Origin of the sequence: Neochlamydia sp. AcF95 (assembly GCF_018342455.1) — a bacterium.
GTDB lineage: Bacteria > Chlamydiota > Chlamydiia > Chlamydiales > Parachlamydiaceae > Neochlamydia.
The window spans coordinates 23,952-44,884 of the sequence record NZ_JAEMUC010000029.1 but is presented as its reverse complement, the minus strand read 5'-3'; the positions used below and the strand labels follow the sequence as shown (position 1 = coordinate 44,884).

The 20,933-nt window shown below is 39.3% G+C and carries 12 protein-coding genes; 9 read left to right on the top strand and 3 right to left on the bottom strand.

Translation table 11 applies throughout. From position 1 onward, the window contains the following. The first annotated feature begins 23 nt into the window (after nucleotides 1–23). From NEOC95_RS02620 to NEOC95_RS02595, 6 genes are all read left to right on the top strand, one after another. Complete coding sequence (locus NEOC95_RS02620; RefSeq protein WP_213151330.1) at nucleotides 24–5,132, top strand: hypothetical protein; 5,109 nt, start codon at nucleotides 24–26, stop codon at nucleotides 5,130–5,132. Between the two features lie 88 nt (nucleotides 5,133–5,220). Continuing rightward, on the top strand, nucleotides 5,221–6,201 hold the full coding sequence (locus tag NEOC95_RS02615) for a hypothetical protein (RefSeq protein WP_213151328.1): 981 nt from the start codon (nucleotides 5,221–5,223) through the stop codon (nucleotides 6,199–6,201). Between the two features lie 358 nt (nucleotides 6,202–6,559). After that, a complete protein-coding gene (gene nadD, locus NEOC95_RS02610) occupies nucleotides 6,560–7,195 on the top strand; it encodes a nicotinate (nicotinamide) nucleotide adenylyltransferase (RefSeq protein WP_213151326.1) in 636 nt (211 codons plus the stop codon). 14 nt (nucleotides 7,196–7,209) lie between these two features. Further along, complete coding sequence (gene rsfS / locus NEOC95_RS02605) at nucleotides 7,210–7,575, top strand: ribosome silencing factor (protein ID WP_213151324.1); 366 nt, start codon at nucleotides 7,210–7,212, stop codon at nucleotides 7,573–7,575. A 17-nt stretch (nucleotides 7,576–7,592) separates the two neighbouring features. After that, on the top strand, nucleotides 7,593–8,840 hold the full coding sequence (gene fabF, locus NEOC95_RS02600) for a beta-ketoacyl-ACP synthase II (protein ID WP_213151322.1): 1,248 nt from the start codon (nucleotides 7,593–7,595) through the stop codon (nucleotides 8,838–8,840). Next, nucleotides 8,840–9,262 carry a bis(5'-nucleosyl)-tetraphosphatase gene (locus NEOC95_RS02595; protein WP_213151320.1) on the top strand — a complete coding sequence of 141 codons (423 nt, stop codon included), beginning with the start codon at nucleotides 8,840–8,842 and terminating at the stop codon, nucleotides 9,260–9,262. Before fabF ends, NEOC95_RS02595 begins: the two co-directional genes overlap by 1 nt. A 358-nt stretch (nucleotides 9,263–9,620) precedes the next feature. Here NEOC95_RS02595 and NEOC95_RS02590 read toward each other — a convergent pair whose 3' ends face one another. Continuing rightward, nucleotides 9,621–9,878, bottom strand: a complete 258-nt coding sequence (locus tag NEOC95_RS02590) for a type II toxin-antitoxin system Phd/YefM family antitoxin (protein WP_213151319.1) — start codon at nucleotides 9,876–9,878, stop codon at nucleotides 9,621–9,623. 1,247 nt (nucleotides 9,879–11,125) lie between these two features. On the opposite strand from NEOC95_RS02590, the gene NEOC95_RS02585 reads away from it, so the two are divergent. Next, nucleotides 11,126–18,607 (top strand): ubiquitin carboxyl-terminal hydrolase, encoded by a 7,482-nt coding sequence (locus NEOC95_RS02585; RefSeq protein ID WP_213151317.1) that lies wholly within the window; start codon nucleotides 11,126–11,128, stop codon nucleotides 18,605–18,607. A gap of 200 nt (nucleotides 18,608–18,807) precedes the next feature. Here the strand turns inward: NEOC95_RS02585 and NEOC95_RS02580 are convergent, their stop codons facing one another. Beyond that, nucleotides 18,808–19,020 (bottom strand): hypothetical protein, encoded by a 213-nt coding sequence (locus NEOC95_RS02580; protein WP_213151315.1) that lies wholly within the window; start codon nucleotides 19,018–19,020, stop codon nucleotides 18,808–18,810. Between the two features lie 51 nt (nucleotides 19,021–19,071). After that, a complete protein-coding gene (locus NEOC95_RS02575; RefSeq protein WP_213151345.1) occupies nucleotides 19,072–19,326 on the bottom strand; it encodes a nucleotidyl transferase AbiEii/AbiGii toxin family protein in 255 nt (84 codons plus the stop codon). 472 nt (nucleotides 19,327–19,798) lie between these two features. Between NEOC95_RS02575 and NEOC95_RS02570 the strand changes: the two genes are divergently transcribed. Together NEOC95_RS02570 and NEOC95_RS02565 are read left to right on the top strand one after the other, a co-directional pair. Continuing rightward, on the top strand, nucleotides 19,799–20,485 hold the full coding sequence (locus tag NEOC95_RS02570) for a uracil-DNA glycosylase (RefSeq protein WP_249270143.1): 687 nt from the start codon (nucleotides 19,799–19,801) through the stop codon (nucleotides 20,483–20,485). 201 nt (nucleotides 20,486–20,686) lie between these two features. Then, nucleotides 20,687–20,932 carry a hypothetical protein gene (locus NEOC95_RS02565; protein ID WP_213151313.1) on the top strand — a complete coding sequence of 82 codons (246 nt, stop codon included), beginning with the start codon at nucleotides 20,687–20,689 and terminating at the stop codon, nucleotides 20,930–20,932. Nucleotide 20,933: the final 1 nt, after the last annotated feature.

The window sequence follows — 20,933 nt, the reverse complement described above, 5'->3', positions numbered from 1 at the left end:
CAACCTTTATATGGAGAGGCCTCATGAACACAGCCCCTGGTGTTAATTCTCGTAGTAGCGTATCAAACGATTATTCAACCTATCCCGCAGAAGGAAATAATGAGGATAATATCCAGCGTGAAACGCGTGTATTTCAATCTTCTCTAAACAACGATTCAGAAGAGAACGAGGTCGATGAATTAAAGAGGCGGAAGTTCAAGAAAATCTCCTCTCAGGCATCGATTAACAAGCCAGGGCTTCCCTCTAATGCACAGGAAATCGCTTCTCCTTCCTCCATTGCTCGACCAGCTAGTTTAGATGATAATGATGAAGTTTTCATCCAAACTGAGATTCGCAGATTGCTGAGCGTGAATATGAATGTGGTTCCTAACGATAATCATGACGAAAATGAAGCATTAGGAGAAACTGGAAGTATATCTACTTCTAACATCTCTATATTGGCTATACAAAATAAAAAGCCGCTTGAAGGGTTTCCATTTCAAATTCTCCCTTTTAGAGGGGTGATCAATGCAGATAAAAATGGCCAATTTTTCTATGCTGAGCCAGTCTCATTTAAATCTAAGTTTAATGATAAATCCGAATCATCTGTTCCTTATCGGGTAATCGTTAATATTCCCTATTATGCCAAAAACCCCCAGTCGATTTCAGAAGTTATTCAAGTTTTTGAAAATAGTAGCTTTGGACCCGACCGACAAAGTTCAGCCATAAAAGCTGCTAATTCGCTTGTATTTGTAGTTGGTATAAATATGATGGAGTCACTAGATGAAGATTTAAATAATACAATTATAAACAAATTAAAAGAGCCTGTTAACACGAAATGCGAAGTTCATCGCTTTGGATTTCATTGGCGTCCTAGATGGGTGAATTTAGAAAAGAAAGAAGTTCCTTTTGAAGAGGTGAGAGAGCATTTTTTAGAAATAAAAAAAAAGAATCCCCGTCTAGCAAAGCAGATCTTAAAAGAAATTAACCAAGTCTCAGGGCAAATTGTACCCTATCGAGAAATAAGAGAGGTGATTAAACAACACTTCTTTACTTCAAATATGGCCCAGATTTTTCGTAGCACTAATCTCAGCTTACCTGTTTATTTGGGATTATTTGATCCCGACATGATTTCAGCAGCACAAGTTTTTGATACTTATACCAACCTGATAACGTCTTACCAGAAAAGCCATGAAGGTAAGGCACCGACGGTTTTAGCTACCGGCTACAAAATACCTCATGCAGATGCAAAAGAGCATGCCTCACCACTTTATGCACTTGCAGTGGAACTTGATATGGCTGTTCGTCATGAAACAGCAAAATATGTGAAAAATGGTATTTATTACCCAGAACCCAACATGATGGTGTTGTTCAATTCTGATAGTATGTCCGAGTCTTTTATGGAAGGGGCTTCATTAAAAGAACCTAAGAAATATCGCGATGCCTATGAATCACCGACCTTTTTGGCAGACCTTATTAAAAGACGAAACCTAAATCCTAATGATGATTTTATTTTCGATGCTTCGAATCCTATTATGACTACAATGCCCGAACGAATGAAATACGAGCTAGAGGGAAAAGAATTAAAATTATTTCATGGGCAATTCAATAGCCAGCAAAAAATAGTTAGATGGCGAATTTCTGATTTGCGTTACTTAATTAGTACTGCTCAATCGCATGCCTTGCCGAAAGCATGGGCAAGTCGTTTGATTCGCATTTTGCCAGCTGAATGGGGCACCGAACTTACCCCTGTCGTGAGGGGTCAAAAAAAACCTCAAATAAAGTTTAAAGATTTTAAGGGGGCTCTCGAAAATGTACTTGAGGTGTTGTTTAGACAACTTGACCCTCTCAGTATACTCGGAAGCATGAGTACAGCAAGTTCTCAACCTGAAATTAGGCAGTTTTCTGAAATATTATCGACTTATTCTGAAAAACGACCTCCCTTATTAGCTATAGATGGCGAGTCTGAAGAAAAAATTCGAAAAATGGGGGAAAAACTTATGCTAACTCTTTCTCCTATATCAGCTAAAGACAGAGAAGGGGTTGTAAGAAAATGGAAAAATGAAGAAATACAAGCTTTTATTCTTTACCTGCTTGGAAAAGATACTGGCCAAAAATGTATTCAAGCTGCATTTGACGCTACTGGTGCCTTAGCTAAGCTATATAATGATAAGTTGAATACACAATTTTCCGGATTAACTCAGAATTTTCTGGAAAGTTTTTATGAAGAGTGTACTGAAAAATCTGGAAAAGGATATTCCGCTGGCTCGTCTTTTACTAAAGCTCAAGAGGATATATTGGCAGCTCAGTATGACCCTGCTTCCCCCTCTTTTACAAAGGAAGCTCTGTTAGAAAAAGGTAAGTTTGGCCTAAATGGTCTCCACGTCGCAGCGCTAGTAGGCGACTTCAAATTAGTGCAATATGCATTGCAATATGTATCAGCATCTACTGAAGCAGATGGTCATGTTCTACCACTACATTGTGCTATGTTGTACTTAATCAATAATGGCATTTCAGAAACCAATGAAAATGATCTTCCCCTTGTTACAGCTCTTGTCTCAGAGGAAACCCGGTTTATAAAAACAGATATGGGATTAACGGCACTAGGTTTAGCTCTCACACGCTTAGAAAATGCGAGCAGTATTGTCAAACAATGTATGGTTGGTTGGGATGTGCCTAATTTTGTATTTGAGGACATTGAAAGCATGGCAAGGCTTGCCTCACTCAAGGAGCGTCAAAACCCCTTGTTAGCCATTATGAATAAACGAGAAGGAGAATATAAGCCCCGTTCTATATTTGAATGCAAGAGACATGGTTTTTCCTTGTTAGAGCAGGGGATCATTGAAAATGAAATCCTAATTGGAATGGATGATGAAAAAGAAATAACCAAGTTAGAAGAGTTAGTTACCACTCCTCTAGCTGAATCAATTAGGCAAAATAATTATGGAACCTTTATAAAAATTAAAGCAGACTACCTAAAAGCAAAAGCGAAAGTTCCCTCCGAGCTAGTGGATCGAGACGGCCGTCCTCTGGCAATTTGTGCTGTTGTTAATACTACGCATCCAAATAGTTGGCTAGAAGAGTTAAAAGAATTGGGCGTTCCTTTAGCCGTTGTTGATGAAAGAGATGGTAGTCCAATTCTACATGAAGCCATCTTTCCAGCGGCTTCACGTCGTTTTAATAGCGATCCCACAGTTGATCGAAGACGTTACTATGAGGGGTTTGATGAATACTTAAGTCACATTGCATCTCCTAAGCCTGCTTCACTCAAAAAAATGCTTGCTATTGATATGCTGCTCAGAGAACCTGGCATTGACCCTAATGAGCCAGATATAGAAAAAGAGCGTCCATTAGATATCGCGCTAGAAGTAAAGTATGCTTTAGTAGCTTGGTTTCTAATAAAAGCTGGAGCAAAAATTAATCATCTGTACGAGCGACAACGAGAGCGATTGATCAGATTACTAAGGCATTTATATTTGGTAGGAGAAATTGATAATGAGGCTTTTATAAAGGTAATGAGAAAACGTTCCGACTTTACAAAATTCTTTCGAAAGGAATGGAAGAAATTAGCTACTGAAGTGGATGAGTTGCAAGAAAGTAAATCTGGTTTTTACCCGTTTTCCAAGGAAGTAGAATCTAACTATGAAAAATTATTCAAATGGTTTATCAACAATAATCCTTATGGTCGTATTCTTAAAATTGAGGAGTATATTGAATTATCCTTCGAACTCGATCTTTTGTCTTACGTAGGCGCTATTCGTTTCTTGTCTCTTCCCTGGCCAGAAAGGAATATTCAATTCATAAGTCTCCATTTTGAGCAAATGCAAACTTACGAAAATATTAAAAAATTTAATGAGGATGCTCAAAAAAAAGCCCCTATAATAGAAAAAATAAGCAAAAATGCTCGAAAGAAAGCACAAAGAAGAGCTCCTAAAGAAAAAGGATTAACTTCTTCTCAAGACGTCGGGCCCATTTCTTCAAATACATTAGAGCCTTCATCCAATGTAGCTAAATCACGGCAGCAGGAAAATGCAACAGTTAGCCTACATGCACCTAGTGTTGCAAGCGCTACAGTCGGTTCTTCTAGCACCAAAGCTGAGATAGATAAAAAAGAAAATATTTCTTCCTCAGATTTTTCATCTATATCGAAGGAAAATACACCCGCTGAGCAAGAACTCCAGGATAATGGAGACAAAGGCAAACATTCTCAGGAAGCGATTACTAAGCAAGTCTTCGACCTTTTAAGAGATAGATTAAGCGGTAAGAAATTTTCCCCTTCAGAAGAGAAGGAGATAAAAGAACACATTGCAAAAAAATACAAGGCTGCTTTAAGTGAAGCAGAAACAACTAAATTGGCGGCTTCACCTTCACAGGGTAACGGTGCTAGCACAAATAGTGAATTGCCAGTTTTAAAATTTACCTTATGCAATTTTATTCCTATCAATCCCCTTATTTTGTTAATGCAGAAAATCATATCTGAGCAGAATGCAAATGCTAAAATCCAGCATTTGACGCGAAAAGATATGAAAATTTGGTTACGACGTAATTCGAATATAAAGGAGTCATATTTAGTTACTGTAATACTTAAGGAAATAGAGAATCTGTCAGCAAACCAAAAGCTATTTGTTCCGATAAACATTAATAATAAACATTTTACCTTATTAGCCATTAGCAAAAATAAAGAAAACGAATTAGCTGGCGTTTATCTTGATTCATATGGTGACTATAAGGAGACATGGACTGCTATTAAAGAACTATTTGAAGAATGCGAAATAAAAATTAACCTAACTGCATTAACGGAAAACTATCAACACAATAATAACTGTGCTATACAGGTCTATGAAGTATTCAAAATCCTATTGGGTGCCAACGAAAAACAATTTAATAGTGAATGGCTAAAGCAACAAATAAAAGCTTTAAAGTTAGACCAAGAGGAAGTAGAAACTAGCAAGCGTGTGAGCTTTGCCAATGAAGCGCGTAAAAATATGGATTTTTCTTCGAGTGGGTATAGCGATGTTGTCATTGATGAAAAATTGACTAACAAGAAAGGCCAGCCTGGCCTAGAAGGTAAATCGCTAGACGTATCATTCACAAAAGAATTTGAAAGAATAAGCTTGCAAGACGAGCAAAAAAACTCCAGATCAAAATGCTGAATTGGATGACGCCTTTAACAAACTCAGGTTGGATAGTAATCAAGGAAGCTAGAGTGAAGAGCAAGGGTGTTTAGAGGAAAACTCTGAATTGACTGAAGACTTTAGCATGCTTAAGTTGGATAGTAATCAAGGAAGCTTGCATGAAGGGCGAAAGCCTCTTGATGGAAATTCGAAAACAATTAATGGTTTTAGCAAACTTGCTTCAGAAAATTGGATGGAAGATAAAAATCAGGAATTGTGTAAGAAGTATAATGCTGCTTTTGGAGCCATCTTAAATGAAGATGTCTTACAGTTGATTACTATTGGTGTAGAGGAAATACCCACAGATCGACCTACTGTGTTTCTTATTAATAATAAAATGCACTATAGCATTTTCATAAAAAATAAAGAGGGGGCTTTCCGCTATAATTCTTTACAACTCGAATTAAATGAATTAGAAAATGTATTTTTAAAAGAGAAACTTCAGATGGAGCTGACCGCCAAAAATAAGTTGACCCCTCAAACGGATGGCTGGAGTTGTGGCTTTCATGCTTTATATGCCTTAGAACTTTTTCTCCAATATAACAGTTTAGACCTTATTGATAAAAAACCTTTATTAGTAACACAGCTTAACGAAATGCTTTCTAACTATGTCAGTGACCTGGAAGCTGTTCAAGAAGAAATTTGGTCCGATTACACGGTGTTTTATAAGATGTTCATTGATAATAAGCCAGTCGACGAACTCTCATGTTATTTCAAATCGTTTTGTGAGTCTTTACGAAACATAGATTTAGAAAAAAAATGTAAAGTAGAGGAAATGCAATCAGAGAAAAAATTTTTCAAAGACAGGATAAACAAAGTCAAGCAGATAGAATGTTTGCTAGTTGGGCTTTGGAAGCTAGAGAAAGAACAACACGGCGCTTTTCTTAATTTCATGAAGTTAGTTTCTTTAAACATCGAAGAGAGAAAAGCCCTTTATAGATTGTTAGAACAGCGTTCTTGGACACGCGAAGCTTTGGTAAAAAAGTTTCTCGAGACTTACCTTCTGGTAAAGGGAGAGCGTTTATTACCTCATTCAGGCAATTTTTGATTAAGGCATAATGGCCCGCGGCAAATGAACAAGTAAATAAATAAGACACTGAAAAACTAAAGGGTATTTAAATTTAAGAAATTTACACGCTTTCTGCTTTTTTTGGGGACCGGGATTGCTGCAAGCCTTCATTACTTTTAGAAATGACCTCAACAATGTGTAAATCCATGACTCAGGACTGTAGTAAGTAAATTTAATAGATATTACTCTACTATGAGTAAAAAGTTCCTGAAATTTGATGGGGAAGAATGCAAGTTAAGAAGCTAGTTCGCATGCCAGCTAGAAGAAAAATGCCAATATAAGGGAAGCCCTTAACTCTTTCAATATTACAAAACTAACCATGGGATGTAAGCTTTAAATGCGTATTCATAAGCATGTAGGAATATATGGTGGTACTTTTGATCCTATTCATTTAGGGCATTTAAATACTGCTATAGAAATTATGGAAGCTCATCAACTCGATGAGGTATGGTTTTGCCCAGCGTTAGTCAATCCTGATAAGCTAGGCGCGGAACCTACTTCGGCTTATCACCGTCTTAAAATGCTAGAAATTGCTCTGCAGGAACTTCCCTATTTTGGCATCATTCCTTATGAGTTGGAGCGTCCCGGACCCTCTTATACTATTGATACTTTACATGAAATTATCAAGGAGGAGAAAAAAGAGGCATATCCAAGTAAATTTTACTTAATCATGGGTGAAGACACGGCCTTCAGCTTTGTTCATTGGAAGGAGGCTAAAGAGATTCTTACGCTAGCTACACCTCTTATCTGCCGTCGTTATGCTTCCGAACAACCTATTATTTGGGAAGGAGATCCAGAGATTTGCGCAGCTCTTCAAAAGGGAATGACTTCTACCTATGTGATGGAAATCAGCGCGAGCCGCATACGTGAAAGGGTTTTACAAGGGTTGTATATTGGCCATTTGGTCCCTGCGAAAGTGATAGACTACATATATCAAAATCATTTATATTCTTCTAGGCCAGGGCAAAAATAAAAATTTAAAAGAATATGTCGAAAACTGTTTTAAAAAACTTAGATTTAATCGCTCAAACTATTTATGATAAAAAGGGTTTTAACATACTCGCTTTAGATGTTCGCGATCTTTCTACGATGACCGATTTCTATGTGATCGCTGAAGGGAATATTGATCGTCATGTTAAATCCATAGCAAAAACAATTGAAGAAGCGATGACCCAAGAAGGAGATGAACTTCTTCATATTGAGGGGAGTAAAGCTCCTGATTGGTTAGTGATGGATTATGGGGAAATCATCATTCATCTTTTTATTCCAGAATTTCGAGAAAAATATGCACTGGAGCAGCTGTGGCAACAGGCAAAAATTGTAGATCTTCACATTGATGTGAAGGAAAATTAGAAGGTTTAAGTTATTTCATGAAGAAAAAACGTATTGTTATCACCGGTATGGGCATCGTTTCTTGTTTTGGTAACGAGGTAGATGATTATTACAAATCTTTATTGGATGGCAAAAGTGGAGCCTCCTTGATTACAAGTTTTCCTTGTGAAGATTATCCTACTCGCATCGCTGCTTCAATTAAAAATTTTGACTCCGGTGATTATATTGATAAAAAGCAAGCACGCCGCATTGATAAAAATATTGCTTATGCCATGGTAGCAGGAAAAAAAGCTTTAGAAGCAAGCCAGCTTAATCCTGAGGCTATAGCAAAGCTTAATAAAGAGCGTTGTGGTGTAGTTATTGGCTCTGGCATGGGGGGAATGGATGTCTACTGTCAAGGCGTTCAGACGCTCATGCAAAAAGGCCAGCGATGGGTCAGTCCTTTCTTTGTGCCTTATATTCTTACCAACATGGGTGGAGCAATGCTAGCCATGGATATAGGTTTTATGGGACCTAATTATTCTGTTTCAACAGCCTGTGCTACGGGAAATAATGCGATCATTGCAGCAGCTAACCATATTCGCAAAGGTGAGGCAGATTTAATGATCTGCGGTGGTTCTGAAGCTCCTATTATCCCTATGGGTTTATCAGGTTTTTGCTCATGCAAAGCCTTGTCCCAGCGTAATGATGAACCAGAAAAAGCTTCTCGTCCGTGGGATCGAGGCCGTGATGGTTTCTTAATGGGAGAGGGTGCAGGAATTTTTATTATTGAAAGTTTGGAGCATGCTTTAGCCCGAGGAGCTCCAATCTTAGCGGAGTACTTAGGTGGAGGCATGTCATGTGATGCCTATCATATTACCGAGCCTCGTGCCGATAGTGAAGGTGTAGCTTTATGTGTACGCAATGCTTTATTGGATGCAGGCATAAAAGCTGAGGAAGTGAATTATATTAATGCTCATGGTACTTCGACTCCTGCAGGCGATATGGCAGAAGTGCGCGCTTTAAAAAAAGTTTTCAAAGAACCTAGCTCAATCACCATGAATTCGACTAAGTCGATGATTGGACATTGTTTAGGTGCTGCAGGAGCGATGGAAGCTGTCGTTACAGCAAAAGCGATTGAATCAGGATGGGTTCATCCGAGTATAAACTTGGAAGATCCTGAACCCGATTTAGAATTTCATATTCCGACCGCAGCGGAAAAAAAGGATATTAACATTGCTATCTCCAATACATTTGGCTTCGGTGGCCATAACGCTACTATCGTGCTAGGAGCTTACCATCCCTAATGGCTACAAAGAAAGAGTATTCCTATGGCATTGTTCCCTTAGCTCAACTTGAAGATGGCTGGTATGTCCTTCTTGTCCAAGCGTATGCGGGACATTGGGGCTTTCCTAAAGGTCATCCTGATCCCCGCGAAACTGCTTGGGAAGCAGCTCAAAGAGAGTTGTTTGAAGAAACAGGTTTAAAGGTTTGCAAGCTTCTATCTGATCAAACTTTTGAAGAAAGCTTTTACTTCAAATTCGAAGGTGTACTCATTCATAAGACTGTTAGCTACTATATTGCCCAGGTAGAAGGGGAAGTGCAGAGAATGGAAGAAGAGATTAAAGCCGTGCAATGGGTGCCGTTGAACCAAGCTGCTGATTATATAACCTTTGATCAAGGAAAAAATATTTGTCGCCAAGTTGTGCAAGTTGTAGCAGAAATTTAGCTAAACTAATGGAGGGGAGCGAGTTATATCCCTTAGCTATTAGTTAGCAGAAAAGTAATTTTACAAGCATTAAAACATTAAGACAGATTAATTGATATTTAAAATTTTTTATAAATATCTTTTCTATGGTCTATATCTACTATTAAAACGTAAAGCTTGCTATCAACTATTTTATAGAGAATACAATGATTTCCGCTCTGAATTTTATATAGATTATCGTTGCCTTAAATCTTTTTTAGATCTTCTGGACGGAGATCCAATGAGAGGGCCTCAGGCCGATTTTGAATGTGATTAAGCTCTTTTTTTGGGGTTTTAGCCATGCTTTTAAGCGCAATACGGCTCAATTCAATTTCATAGATCACAGCCCGAGATCTCTTTTAGCATCTTTCCATTTGACTGTGCCATGCTTTTTAATATCTTCGTCTACACGTCGTGCTACCTCGATATCACGCTCATCTTCTAGTGTCTCCAGCATTTTAAGATCCTCGATAGGCACTATGGCGACCACATCTTTACCATTACGAGTTAAAATATATCGATCATGGCAGAAAGCTATATGATTTGCGATTTTGGTTATTTCTCTCTGTGCTTGATAGAAATCTCTTCTAATACTCATATTTTACCTCTTAATGTCTACTCTCAACATTAACATTTGTACAAATATTAATTAATGGAAAGATGAAGCATGTAGGAGGCTATACTGGCATATTTCGCAGGGTAAAGAGAAGAAAAAATTAAAGACGTACAAGGGGTGCTATAAGCCGAGCTATCAGCTGTGATAAAAGAGAAAATATTTGCCATCAAGCTTGGCAAATTGTCCCATGAATTAATTAGGACTCTGCCTTTCCTGTGGATATTCGTGCCTATAAGGTAGCTACTCATCTTTTTAACTCTCTCAGCAAGCTTCTTCGTTGAAAAAGTTAACTAGACCTCTTTTAACAAAGCCTCTACCATTTTTTAAGGCTGAGGAGTCGTGGCTAAAAGTGTCCCTCTTAGTATTCTGCACACTTGACAAGAAGGATAGCATTTTATAAATCTTGCTTAGTGTGCTTATAAGGTCATTTTTTTTATCAATCAAAAGCTAGGAAAAAATAGGTGCTCTTTATTTTAATTCCTTGTCGATTAAGTCATTAGGATTAGTTAGGTATTACAGCTTTTCTTCTTTTAAACTTGATCTCCGTATGTCTAAAGCTATTGTAGGATTAATTGACCGAGAGATCTAAAGGGAGAGATAACATGAGGGTATGGCTGCTTGATAAGAGAGCTACATGTATAGCCTCTGCAGGAAACCATAGAATAGATTTGCTGGGCAATAAAGAGTTTTGGTAGATATGCAGTACTTCTATCCATCTTTTGCCATAGGCAGACTAGCTATCAAAACATTATCTACGTACGATAATTAGATTTCTTAAAGTTTTTTCTGCACTGTTATTAATCTAAATTTAGGTTTTTTAGATAGCAATCAAGATGCTCGTTTCATGGCCAGCAAATTTCAGAGAAGGCTTTTTGGGTTTGTGACAGTAGGCTGCTATTCCAGCCAGCATATTGGCTAGAAAAGTTCCTCCCCTTTTATGTCCGAGTATATTCAATTTGAGAGATATCCTTTATTTAAATGCTTACAGGGGTATGGATGAAATTGCTATACGCAAAGGGCATAAGATGTTTGGTCATTATCACCAGCCTGCAACTTAAAAAAGAAGATGCCTTAAAGATTGCTAATATTCGCGCGCTTTTTCAAAACTATCCTTGATAAAAAAATGAAGCTTGCCTACTGTTAACGCAGATCGGAAATTTTGTGGAAAAGCCTGGCTTAGAAATATCAAATATCCTAGCTTCAGGTGTATCATTTAAAGGAGGTAGCCAATGGTTAATAATGAGTTGACTTCAGGGGGATGGATTAAACAAAAAGACCTAAGTAACCTAAATACCAAAGGTGAAAAAGTCCGAGTCTATGGTAGGCCAGCACAGAACTTGGAAGTTGCCCTCAATGCAATTAAAAGTGCCCATAAAAATAAGGATAGAAAGGTAGATAATTTAAAAAATCTGGAGATTGAGATTCAGAATAGCTTCTATTTAATCAGAGAAGGACAGGTTATCCGATTACTAGAATGTAAGCCTGAAAGAACTGCAAACAATCCTATCTTTTTTTCAGGGATTCAACGTTACGTTTCTAGTCCTGCCACTGATGCTCCCTTATCTCCCTTTTTTAAGTCTTGGTTTACTGATCTTAGAAAGGTTTATTCTCTTATTCAGTCTTGCAAGCTTTCTACAGAAACCCACCAAAAGTTGTTTTTTTATCTAGCTCACCGCTATTTCTACAATGCGCCATTTAGCCAACAAGAAAATGTACGTCTGGGATATCAAACCTCTCCTTTAAATATTACAGATCGGAATTCCTATTTGCGCTCCAGTCAAACGATTTGGATGCAGCTTGCTTCTGAGTTGGTTTATCAGCAATTAAGCATCACTGAAAAAGCTATCTCTATTCTTTGGATTGATCATGCTAATTTTGTAGCTTTTTTAAGGCAATTCTATCAAGTCGTAGAAGTTTCTCTCTTAACGCCTCATATGCTTCAAATGCCTCAGGCAAGATGGCTGGATAGTAATAAAGAGCCTCGCCGACCTTTATATATTTTCTTAAAAGATCTTCCCGATGAGCCGCGGGCTAGGCTAAAAAAAGCTAAGGAGTTTGCAGAGAAAACGCTTAAGGAGATTACTGAAAGATTAATTGAGATTGAAAACAATCAGAGCCTGAAGGCTTACTTTAATCAAGATCCTCTTCCTGAAATACTCCGAATAGCGGCGCTTGTGATCCTTGCCAAAGGGGGACTCGGAAAAAAGACAGACCAATATTGTACATTGGAAGCTCTGAACTTCTTAAAGAAGCGCTATGGTAAGCTGCTTTCGGAAGGACATCAACAATTCTGCAAGACTATTCGAAGCTCCTGCACAAACGGAAATTGGCAAGATAATCAGATTCTATTTCTATTTACTCTCTATATCAATCATCCTGACTCCTTCCCGTCTACGCCTGTATTTAAGAACCCTACTAATCTACAAAATTTCTTAAAAGATAAAAGCACTTCCAAGGACTTTATAAATCAAGCGCTTACCTTATTATCTGCTCCCAACTTTTTGAAGCCAAAGGATTATTTTAAAGCTTTTCAGAATGATGTTAGAGACAATGTTCCGAGCAGCAAGCGAAAAGCGGAAGATGCAGTTGGTATTTTCTATGCGGCTTCTTTTGAAGGATTACCGGCTCTTATCTCTCCCCATGGGGGGGAGAGTCTGCATAATCTACTTACGGTGCTAGGCAATCTAGGATATTCTCCAGATGCAGTTCGTTTTTTACGGGCGTTACTTCGAGGATATCCTTCCTTTTTTCCTGCACATAAACAGGAATCTTTTTTAGAAGCGGTAATTAAAACCAAGTTCCTTCGTCTTCCTAAAGAGATGCAGCCGATCGCGTCGACAGCGTTGTTAAATTTGAATACTCTCAACAACCTGGACTCCTTGGCTTTTGAGAATATTTATTCAAATTTTGAGGCTGCTCTAAATAAGTTGGCCCTTATAGGCAATAACACAGGCTGGGCTAAGCTCTATTGCCGTTTCTTATGTGCCTTACTTAATCCTATATTGCGTACCAAGAAAGATTTAAATAAGGCTACACTTTTCGCGATTATGAAAATGACCGACAGTATGACAATGGCTCTAAAACATAGGAATGAGATCCATCTCTTCATTCGACACATTCAAGATGTGATGGAAGCTTGGATGCTCTATATTGATTCAAAACCTTTAGTAGAAGACCCTACTCAGGTTTTCCGAGACGCTTTGCCCTCTAAGCCTACAGTGGTTCATTTCACGCCTTATGCGATGCGCAGCTTTACGCGCATCTTACAAGCCCTTGTGCCTGTGTATTCAAATAGCAAGACGGCTCGTTTGCGTATTCAGGTATTTAATCAATCTTACTTTGAGTTGATCACTAATATGGAGCGTTTTCGAGAAACTACTGATGTCATCATTTCGCAGTCAGATGCCCAGCTAGAAGATTGCGATGTTTATTTTATCGATATTCACCCCAACAACGCCGTAGAAGCCCGGCTATTCTCCCATGATATTCCGGAAATCATTAAAACACTAAAAACAATTCTGAAAAATCGACGTTCTACTTTTGTGGTGGATATTACTTTAAGTTCGCTTTCTGCTTCCGAAGTCAGAATGCTACTGAACGAAGCAAATCCTTTGATCCAGTCAGGTCAGCTAAATCTAGTATTGGTACAAAGCCTCACAAAGTTTTCGCAATTAGGAATGGATAAGCTGAGCGCAGGTTTTTTGGCCGCTTATAACACAAACCAGCAAATTTGGAAGGTGTTTAACGATCAATTGCATATCTTCCAAAAGCAAGAACCTGTGGATTCTTTAACGCTTCAATTTTTTGCCTGCCTCACCGGTTATACCCCTCATCTTCAAAAGTACTATATTGAGCAAATTAATCGAAATACCCGAGATCTTTACCAAAGGGTTCTTAAGCGCTATCAGAAACTCAATTTGCCTATCAGTAAAAAAATATTGGCACTTACTTGTAATACAGATTTACATACCTGTTACTTGGCATTCAACTCCAGAGGCATTTTTTCTCTTCTTGATCCGTGCTTTAATTTATCTGAAGAAGAAATTAGCCGTTTTACCAGCGATATTATTAAGAAGCTCTTTATTCCACTCGCAGAATGGCTTGATCTTCCGCTTACTGAGCGGATGAGTATTGGCTTTCCGCTTTCCAGCATTAATGAGTGCATGCATGTGATTCGGTTTACGGTGGGCCTGGAGAGAGAGTTATTGTCTCAATATGCGGATATGATCACTTATATATGTTTTATACTAAATCGTGAATATAGGCCTCAGTTTTTCTTTGAGAGTGTACAAGATCAGCCAAAATTAACTTATCCCAAACGTGATAATTATTTTTCAGAGAAAGTGGAAATTTTTAAGGCAATGTATCCAGTGAGGGGCAAAAGCGCAAGTCCCGTTCGGATTCAAGAACCTCTGCCAGATCGGGCAAATGCTCATCGTGAGTTTGTATTGGATAAGGGAACTATCCAAGTGGTCTATAAAACCCTGCAAAGCCGATATGGAGGGCCAATTCAATCGTGGAAACAATCTCTAAATGAAAAAGAGCTCTATGTCCATTTCGCTCCTCAGCAGGATATTCCCTTAACGGACAAGCAAATTACCCCCTTTATTAAGTGTCTGTTAGCCAGCTGCCTTACGCAGCGTCAAACTCAACCTCAAAATGGCCTGGTTAGGAACGAGCATACTATAAATCTTACAAGCGTTAATCAACATTGGAATGGATTAATTAATGTTAAGCATTTAAATTTTGATAACTTCTTTTGTATCCGGCCAGACAATACCCCTTGGAATCGTTTCGGCTACTACGATTTTTCAGGTGAAAACTGTAGGTATAGGCTGAGTTTTGATTTTAAAGATGGAAAATTTTGGCTTGTCCTCAATGAAAACTGGTTTGAGGAAAACAGCATTTTCATCAAAAAAGGCTATGAAATTCTGCCGGCTACATGGCTAGATACTGAAGAAAAATGGCAGCTTTTTGATCAGGCCTCTTATACACAGCTTATAGAATTGGACTTTAGCGGACATCGGTACGAGCCGGATCCAGATGATTTTACAACAATTACACTTAATCTTACTGATAAAGGCCCACGGTTGATGATTGAACGTGACAAATTAGTATTTAAGATCGACGGTTTGTCACTTTATTACCGAAAAAGAACCAAAGACAACGTTCAGTTAGAAATTGATTTTTGGGGTATCAAAAATCCGATCCATGCTCGGTTTTTAAGCTTATATTTCTGCTATGTAGCGCTCTATAAGCAGAAAATTCCTTTTGACTTTGTTTCCGACTCATATAGCAAAGTTGCAATTCTTCAAAGAAATTATAATCCCCAAACATTTCATAAAATCGCTAGAAAAATTCTTGATGATCGCGAAGAAATTCTCTTTCAGTTCGATAAAAAACGTTTAACTCAAAATGAAAACTCTGTTCCAACCAAACCTAGCGGTTATTCATCAGGTTTTCGTATTCCAAACTCTGTGATTCCCTATCCTAATTTTATGGAAAATTTATTCCTTTCTTTGGAATTTAAGAGACTGACCACTTTTCGTGATTTCCTGTCGTCCGAAAACGCCCAGCAAGCGAAGGCTCTTAAGCGAAATTTTGCTTATTATCGCCAGTCGGATGTAGCTAAAGCCCAGAAATCTCTGGAGAACTTTCAACTTCTGATGATACAGGAAATTAAGGGAGAGGCATATTTTAAGCTCTTAAACTGCCGGAATATGTTAATGAAAAATAGTGGCACAAGCCTAGCGTGGAATAGGGCTTTCGTGGAGTTATTAAAAGTGCTAGAGGCGCTTACACCACCCTTCACAGCAGCACATGTTGAGGCTGTTCTACAATTGACGTTGAAATTGGACGAGTTATTCGAAAAAGAATTGAGGGTTCTGGCCGAAAAATTTCGCGATCCCCAAGCCAGCGCCCAGTATGCGTTGCTAAGTGAAAAGGACCGAGCCTGGTTTGCGAAATTGATCGGTAAGCTTCGGCATGAGGGTAAATGTATTCAACGCCCAGACAAGGAACGCCAGATTTTACAGTCCGTCATAATCTGTGCCACTAATATGCTCAATGCTGGTAAGAGGGAGGAGTCTGCCGTACTGAGGGAGCTGAAAAAAACAAATGACAATATCGAGACACTAACCCTTTCAGGGTATCCGGTAAGGGATTACATCCAACAATTTTTTAAATGTCAACAGCAAATCAGTGACGCCATTGTTAAAGCATTCAGTGCTTGGATTTCCGAAGGGGCAGATTGGGAACACGCTCTAAGCTTGGTCGGGGCCGGGCGGAAAAATGCCTTTTTGGGAATGGAACAGATTTTAGCCAATTTAGACCGCTCTCTGTTCTGTCAGCCGATACCGGACGATGGCCTGCGTCGCCAGCTAATTGATGCGCTTTGTCGGTTGCCGTGGGGCACGCTAGTTGTCCCGCAACTCTCAGAAATTACCAAAGACTCTGCGGAGCGGGTACAACCCCTGATTGATAAGGTTGTTTTGGAGCTACGTCTCCACTACCATCACGTCATGCCTCGTGGCCTGGTGGAATTAGATAACCCTGGCGGGGGCGATTGTTTGATTTATTCTTATCTCAATTCCCACTATGTTCAAAACGTACAATCTTCACAGAAATCCGATAAGCCCTATAAAGCGACCGATAAAGAGGTTAAAGACTTACGCATCCGCATGGCCAAGGAAATTACCGACCATTTGGATGAATTTGAAGGCATTATCGATCGGTTTTTAAGCGACCAATTTATGACCTTTATGTCAAAAAAATTGAAGATCGATGGTGTGCGGTCTGCATCCATTGACAAGGATTTTGAAAAATTGCTGGGGCCCTATTTTGCGCAATTGGAAGATCTTCCAACAATTTCAAGCTATCAGAAGTTAGTTCAGAAATGGCAGACGGCTGGGAATTTTCGCACGCTGGCCAAAGGCTATGCCGAGCAGATCGTCAGTGAGCAGGGGAAGTATTTAACTTCACCAGCAATTGAGGCTCTGGTGCGGGTGACTAAAAGTCCGATTATTGTGGAAAAGGATGGTGTTTTTTTACCTTTTGGTGTCATCTACGATGCCCCGCCGTTGTATATCCGCCATAAGGATGAGGCCCATTTTGTCTCCCTAGTATTGCCCAAGTTTGCTGAGGCTACGGGCATGGGAGGCAGCATATCTTCTGGGCATCAGGCTCCGGATAGGGTAGATGGTGCCATTTTTAAGGATTATTCGGAGAAGTTTGAGAAATTAAAAGCGGCCTATAGGGATGTTTGTACGATTAAAGGTGGCATAATAATTGCTTTTGATGCGGTGAAATCCGAAGCCTATGCTAAAGAATTGGATCGACTGTTATATGAAATGGGCATGAAAGAACCCAGCGTTAAATCGCCCCTGCTGTTGAAGCTGGGGGCGCAGATCGCCATTGAATTGGAGTCTCTTTTCGGAAACGATGGCAAGGCTGATCCAAGAACTGCATTTGCCGCAAAAAGTGCTTATAAAGATAAAGGCCGTTTTGTATTAGAAATGCATGGAATGACTCTGGAATGGAATCCCACAACCGCCATGTATGTGTTAAAGGGCCTTGACTTGAGCAAAGATCTGGATTTGTTGGACTTTGTATTTCACCCGCATGCAGGCCTGGAAAATTATAACCTGGTGTGCTACGCAAACACTGCGCTGCAATCGCTGACCTCGCCGCATTTTATCGCCCACTTGAAACTGACTGGGGAGAGTTATGCGAGACTTTCCGAACAAAGTCAAGCCAATCTTCAAAATTGTAGAAAAGCTTTTAAAAGTAGCAAATTTAAGGGTCAGCTCCACGAATTTTTAACCGCTATGTATGGCCGGGTACACGAGGCACTAATGATTATTAAGTCAGGAGAAGAAACGAAACGAGCGGCTGCGATTAATGTTATCCGCGATATTTTGCGGCTTTTTGATCCGGAGAAAGAATTTCTCGAAAACCTTAGCGATCTTCAAAATGGCGCTGACCAGTTTCTGATGAAAATGCAGAATGAGAAGTGGAGGGAGAACGCTTATTTAGCGGATACGGAGGCGAATCGTTCGTTATGCCTGGAAGTGATGCAGTCTTTATTAACCGCTGAAGGTGCCATTTCCGCTCGGAAGCTTTATGATGCAATCGGTTTCGGGGCCGCCTATCAGGATATGGAGGAATTTACCACCCGGCTTTTGGATCAAATAGGTTTTAAGCAAATAGTGTGCCGTAGAGTGTTAGAGATTCCTAATGCCAAGACGACAACGATGTTAGCCTCCGAAACCGCGTCGATGATTCAACTTCCTATGCGACAAGGCTCCGTCCAAACCATGATAGACCACTTTTTTGCGAGTGAAACATTGGAAAAACCGACCCAAGAAGGATATACTCACAGCAAAATAATCTTACTGGACGCTCCTGATATTTTGCCCCTGGCGTTGAAACGATTTGGAGCCCATCGTTCGGATGAAGTTACCCTAGACAATGAAATCTCCATAACACTGGCGGATGGCCAAAAAGCAGTGTATGCCCTGCAATCGGTAGGGTGCCATCTGGATTGGGGACACTACGTAGCAGGGTGCCGCTATGAAAAAGACGGCCAGGTTCAATGGTTGGAACACAACGATAGCTATACCAGCCATATTGGCACGAACATCCGACACTGGCGCGCAGATCCTGACCGCAACGCCTATCTGCTTATTTATCACCGGCAGGAGGCAAAATAAAGGGCTAATTTCGCTTGTTGTAGAAAGAGCTATTAACTGGTGGTTGCCTAAACCAAGCAATTTTAATTGAGAAAGCAGACTAATGGCCACAGGTAAAGCCGTAAGCTAATTGCTGCTTAGGTTAAGGGAGCTTAAGATAGATAATTACCCGATTTATGGCTAAAATATGCCTTTTACATCCCCTTAATTTTTTAGCTCCATCATAACCTGTGAGCCCCCCTTTCTACTGTTTTAACTGGCTGGCTATCGACGATGACAGAGCTGAAATCGGGATTCTTCTCTCTTAAAACCTTTACATTTTTCCTTAAATGATGATTAATTTTCTCAATCAAATGTGCGTCTTTCCACTTCTTAAATAAGGGTAGATCGTTTTCCAAGGAAGAAAGCGTTCGAGTAGATAATACTACCAGCAACCGGTCCTTAAGACATAAAAAATAGCTTTCACTAATTCTCTTTTTGTATGTTTAATTGGTCTGCCTCCCCTTCAGAAAAGCCTTCCATTGATCTTGCTTTAGCGAATGATTATAAAAGGCTTTCTCAAATGCTAGGGAAGAGCTTTTAACAATCGTGCCACAGTTCTTGATAATTTGCTGAATGATGGCCTGCAGTTCGTCGCGATCGAAATCGAGTTGTTGAATCAATAGCCAGATGTCATAAAAGTCTTTCATGCGGGTATTAGCAAATCCTAAACGAATGATGGATTCAAACTTTTCGGCAATTAAAGTTTACGGGGTATAGCCTTTCAGTGTTGATGCAGGTAAATCCAAAAGGCTAGGATATTTTACGATAGTAGGCTGAGGCAAGATCGTATCATTAAATCTAAAATCTACCCTCATGGGAAGCTTTACTGTAAATAGCTTAGCCGAAAATGAGGCACGAGGCATTCCTTCCATGATATGCTGCCTCCAGCTGGGCTTCCAAAAAATACTTTATAACTATAAAATTGGTTTATTAGCTAGGCTAGTCCTGTATGCTGCCAAAAATGCATGGCACATAGCATAAAAAATTTCAGAAAATGCATGTTATGTAAGAGCCGTCTAACTAAAAGAAAGGTTGTTACCTAATCTTTTAGGCTTTAAGGGTTTTTGGTCCCTACGTTATAAAAAAATTATATGGTTAAGTGCTTTTTGAAGCTTGATAGCTCTTTAATAATTTCAGTGAGGATAAATAAGGGGAAGGAGAAGTTGGGGTATGGCTACTAAAACGAACAATTTATCGATGTGGAAAAATTTTCAAGCAACGGTCATCAATTGCCGAAAGTGTCCGCGCCTTGTGGCTCATCGCGAAACAGTGCCTGCTAGGCCTCTCTATCAGCATCAAAAATATTGGAGAAGGCCCTTGCCTGGCTTTGGTGATCAGCAAGCCTGGTTATTGATCACGGGGCTTGCCCCGGCGGGAGATGGAGGAAATCGGACGGGCCGCGTTTTTACCGGCGACGCAACTGCACGTTTTTTAGTCAAAGCGCTTCATGCACAGGGGTGGGCAAATCAACCTATATCCGAGTCTTTAGATGACGGCTTAATATTAAAGGATTGTTATCTAACGGCAGCGGTCAAATGTTTTCCTCCTAAACATAAGCCTACTCGCCAAGAATGTGTGAATTGCCACCCCTACTATATGCAAGAAATAGAAATGCTTTTTAAATTGCGTGTAATCCTCGTGCTGGGAAAATTAGCTTTCGATGCCTTTTTATTAGCATTAAAAAAGAAGGATTTATCGACAAAAGGAATAAAATTTAAGCATGGCGCTTTCTATAGACTAGAAAATGGCCTTAAGCTTTATTGTAGTTATCATCCTACACCACGCAATGTCAATACAGGTACATTGACAGAGAAAATGTTTTACGATCTTCTTGAAGAGATTAAAAAAGCCAAATGATGGTTTACTTATGCTGATAAAATATTTTAAAATCTGAATTTAAAATTGACTTCTTCCTTTAGTTCTCTTTATCGCATAGAAGAAAATGCAGCTAGGATAAAGTAGCCCATAGAACCTTATTCTTTTAATAATTAAGCCCTAAAGATTTTATCTAAAAAAATTGTAGATGAGTGAATTTCTCAATAGCTTATTTAAGTGGTATTGAGAATTAAAAAGAGTAACCTGGAGGGCCTTTTAAGCATTTCAGCCAAGGCCTATTTGATAATCGCTGGGCAGGATCAAGCAGGAGAAGAACTTATCATCACACCTTGGCTTGATAGGAAATTTTATATCCTTTCTGGCAATATTTATATCTTCAAGCTTTTAGTGTTAAAGCTTTGCATCCAAGATTTTCTTGCTAGTTTTATGTTTTTACGCTACGCTGAGTTTATCATGCAAGGGTTTTGAC

Coding starts and splice junctions, on each gene's coding strand:
- nadD (WP_213151326.1), top strand. CDS start 6,560: ATGCGTATTCATAAGCATGTAGGAATATATGGTGGTACTTTTGATCCT.
- fabF (WP_213151322.1), top strand. CDS start 7,593: ATGAAGAAAAAACGTATTGTTATCACCGGTATGGGCATCGTTTCTTGT.
- rsfS (WP_213151324.1), top strand. CDS start 7,210: ATGTCGAAAACTGTTTTAAAAAACTTAGATTTAATCGCTCAAACTATT.
- NEOC95_RS02595 (WP_213151320.1), top strand. CDS start 8,840: ATGGCTACAAAGAAAGAGTATTCCTATGGCATTGTTCCCTTAGCTCAA.
- NEOC95_RS02570 (WP_249270143.1), top strand. CDS start 19,799: ATGGCTACTAAAACGAACAATTTATCGATGTGGAAAAATTTTCAAGCA.
- NEOC95_RS02590 (WP_213151319.1), bottom strand. CDS start 9,878: ATGAGTATTAGAAGAGATTTCTATCAAGCACAGAGAGAAATAACCAAA.
- NEOC95_RS02585 (WP_213151317.1), top strand. CDS start 11,126: ATGGTTAATAATGAGTTGACTTCAGGGGGATGGATTAAACAAAAAGAC.
- NEOC95_RS02620 (WP_213151330.1), top strand. CDS start 24: ATGAACACAGCCCCTGGTGTTAATTCTCGTAGTAGCGTATCAAACGAT.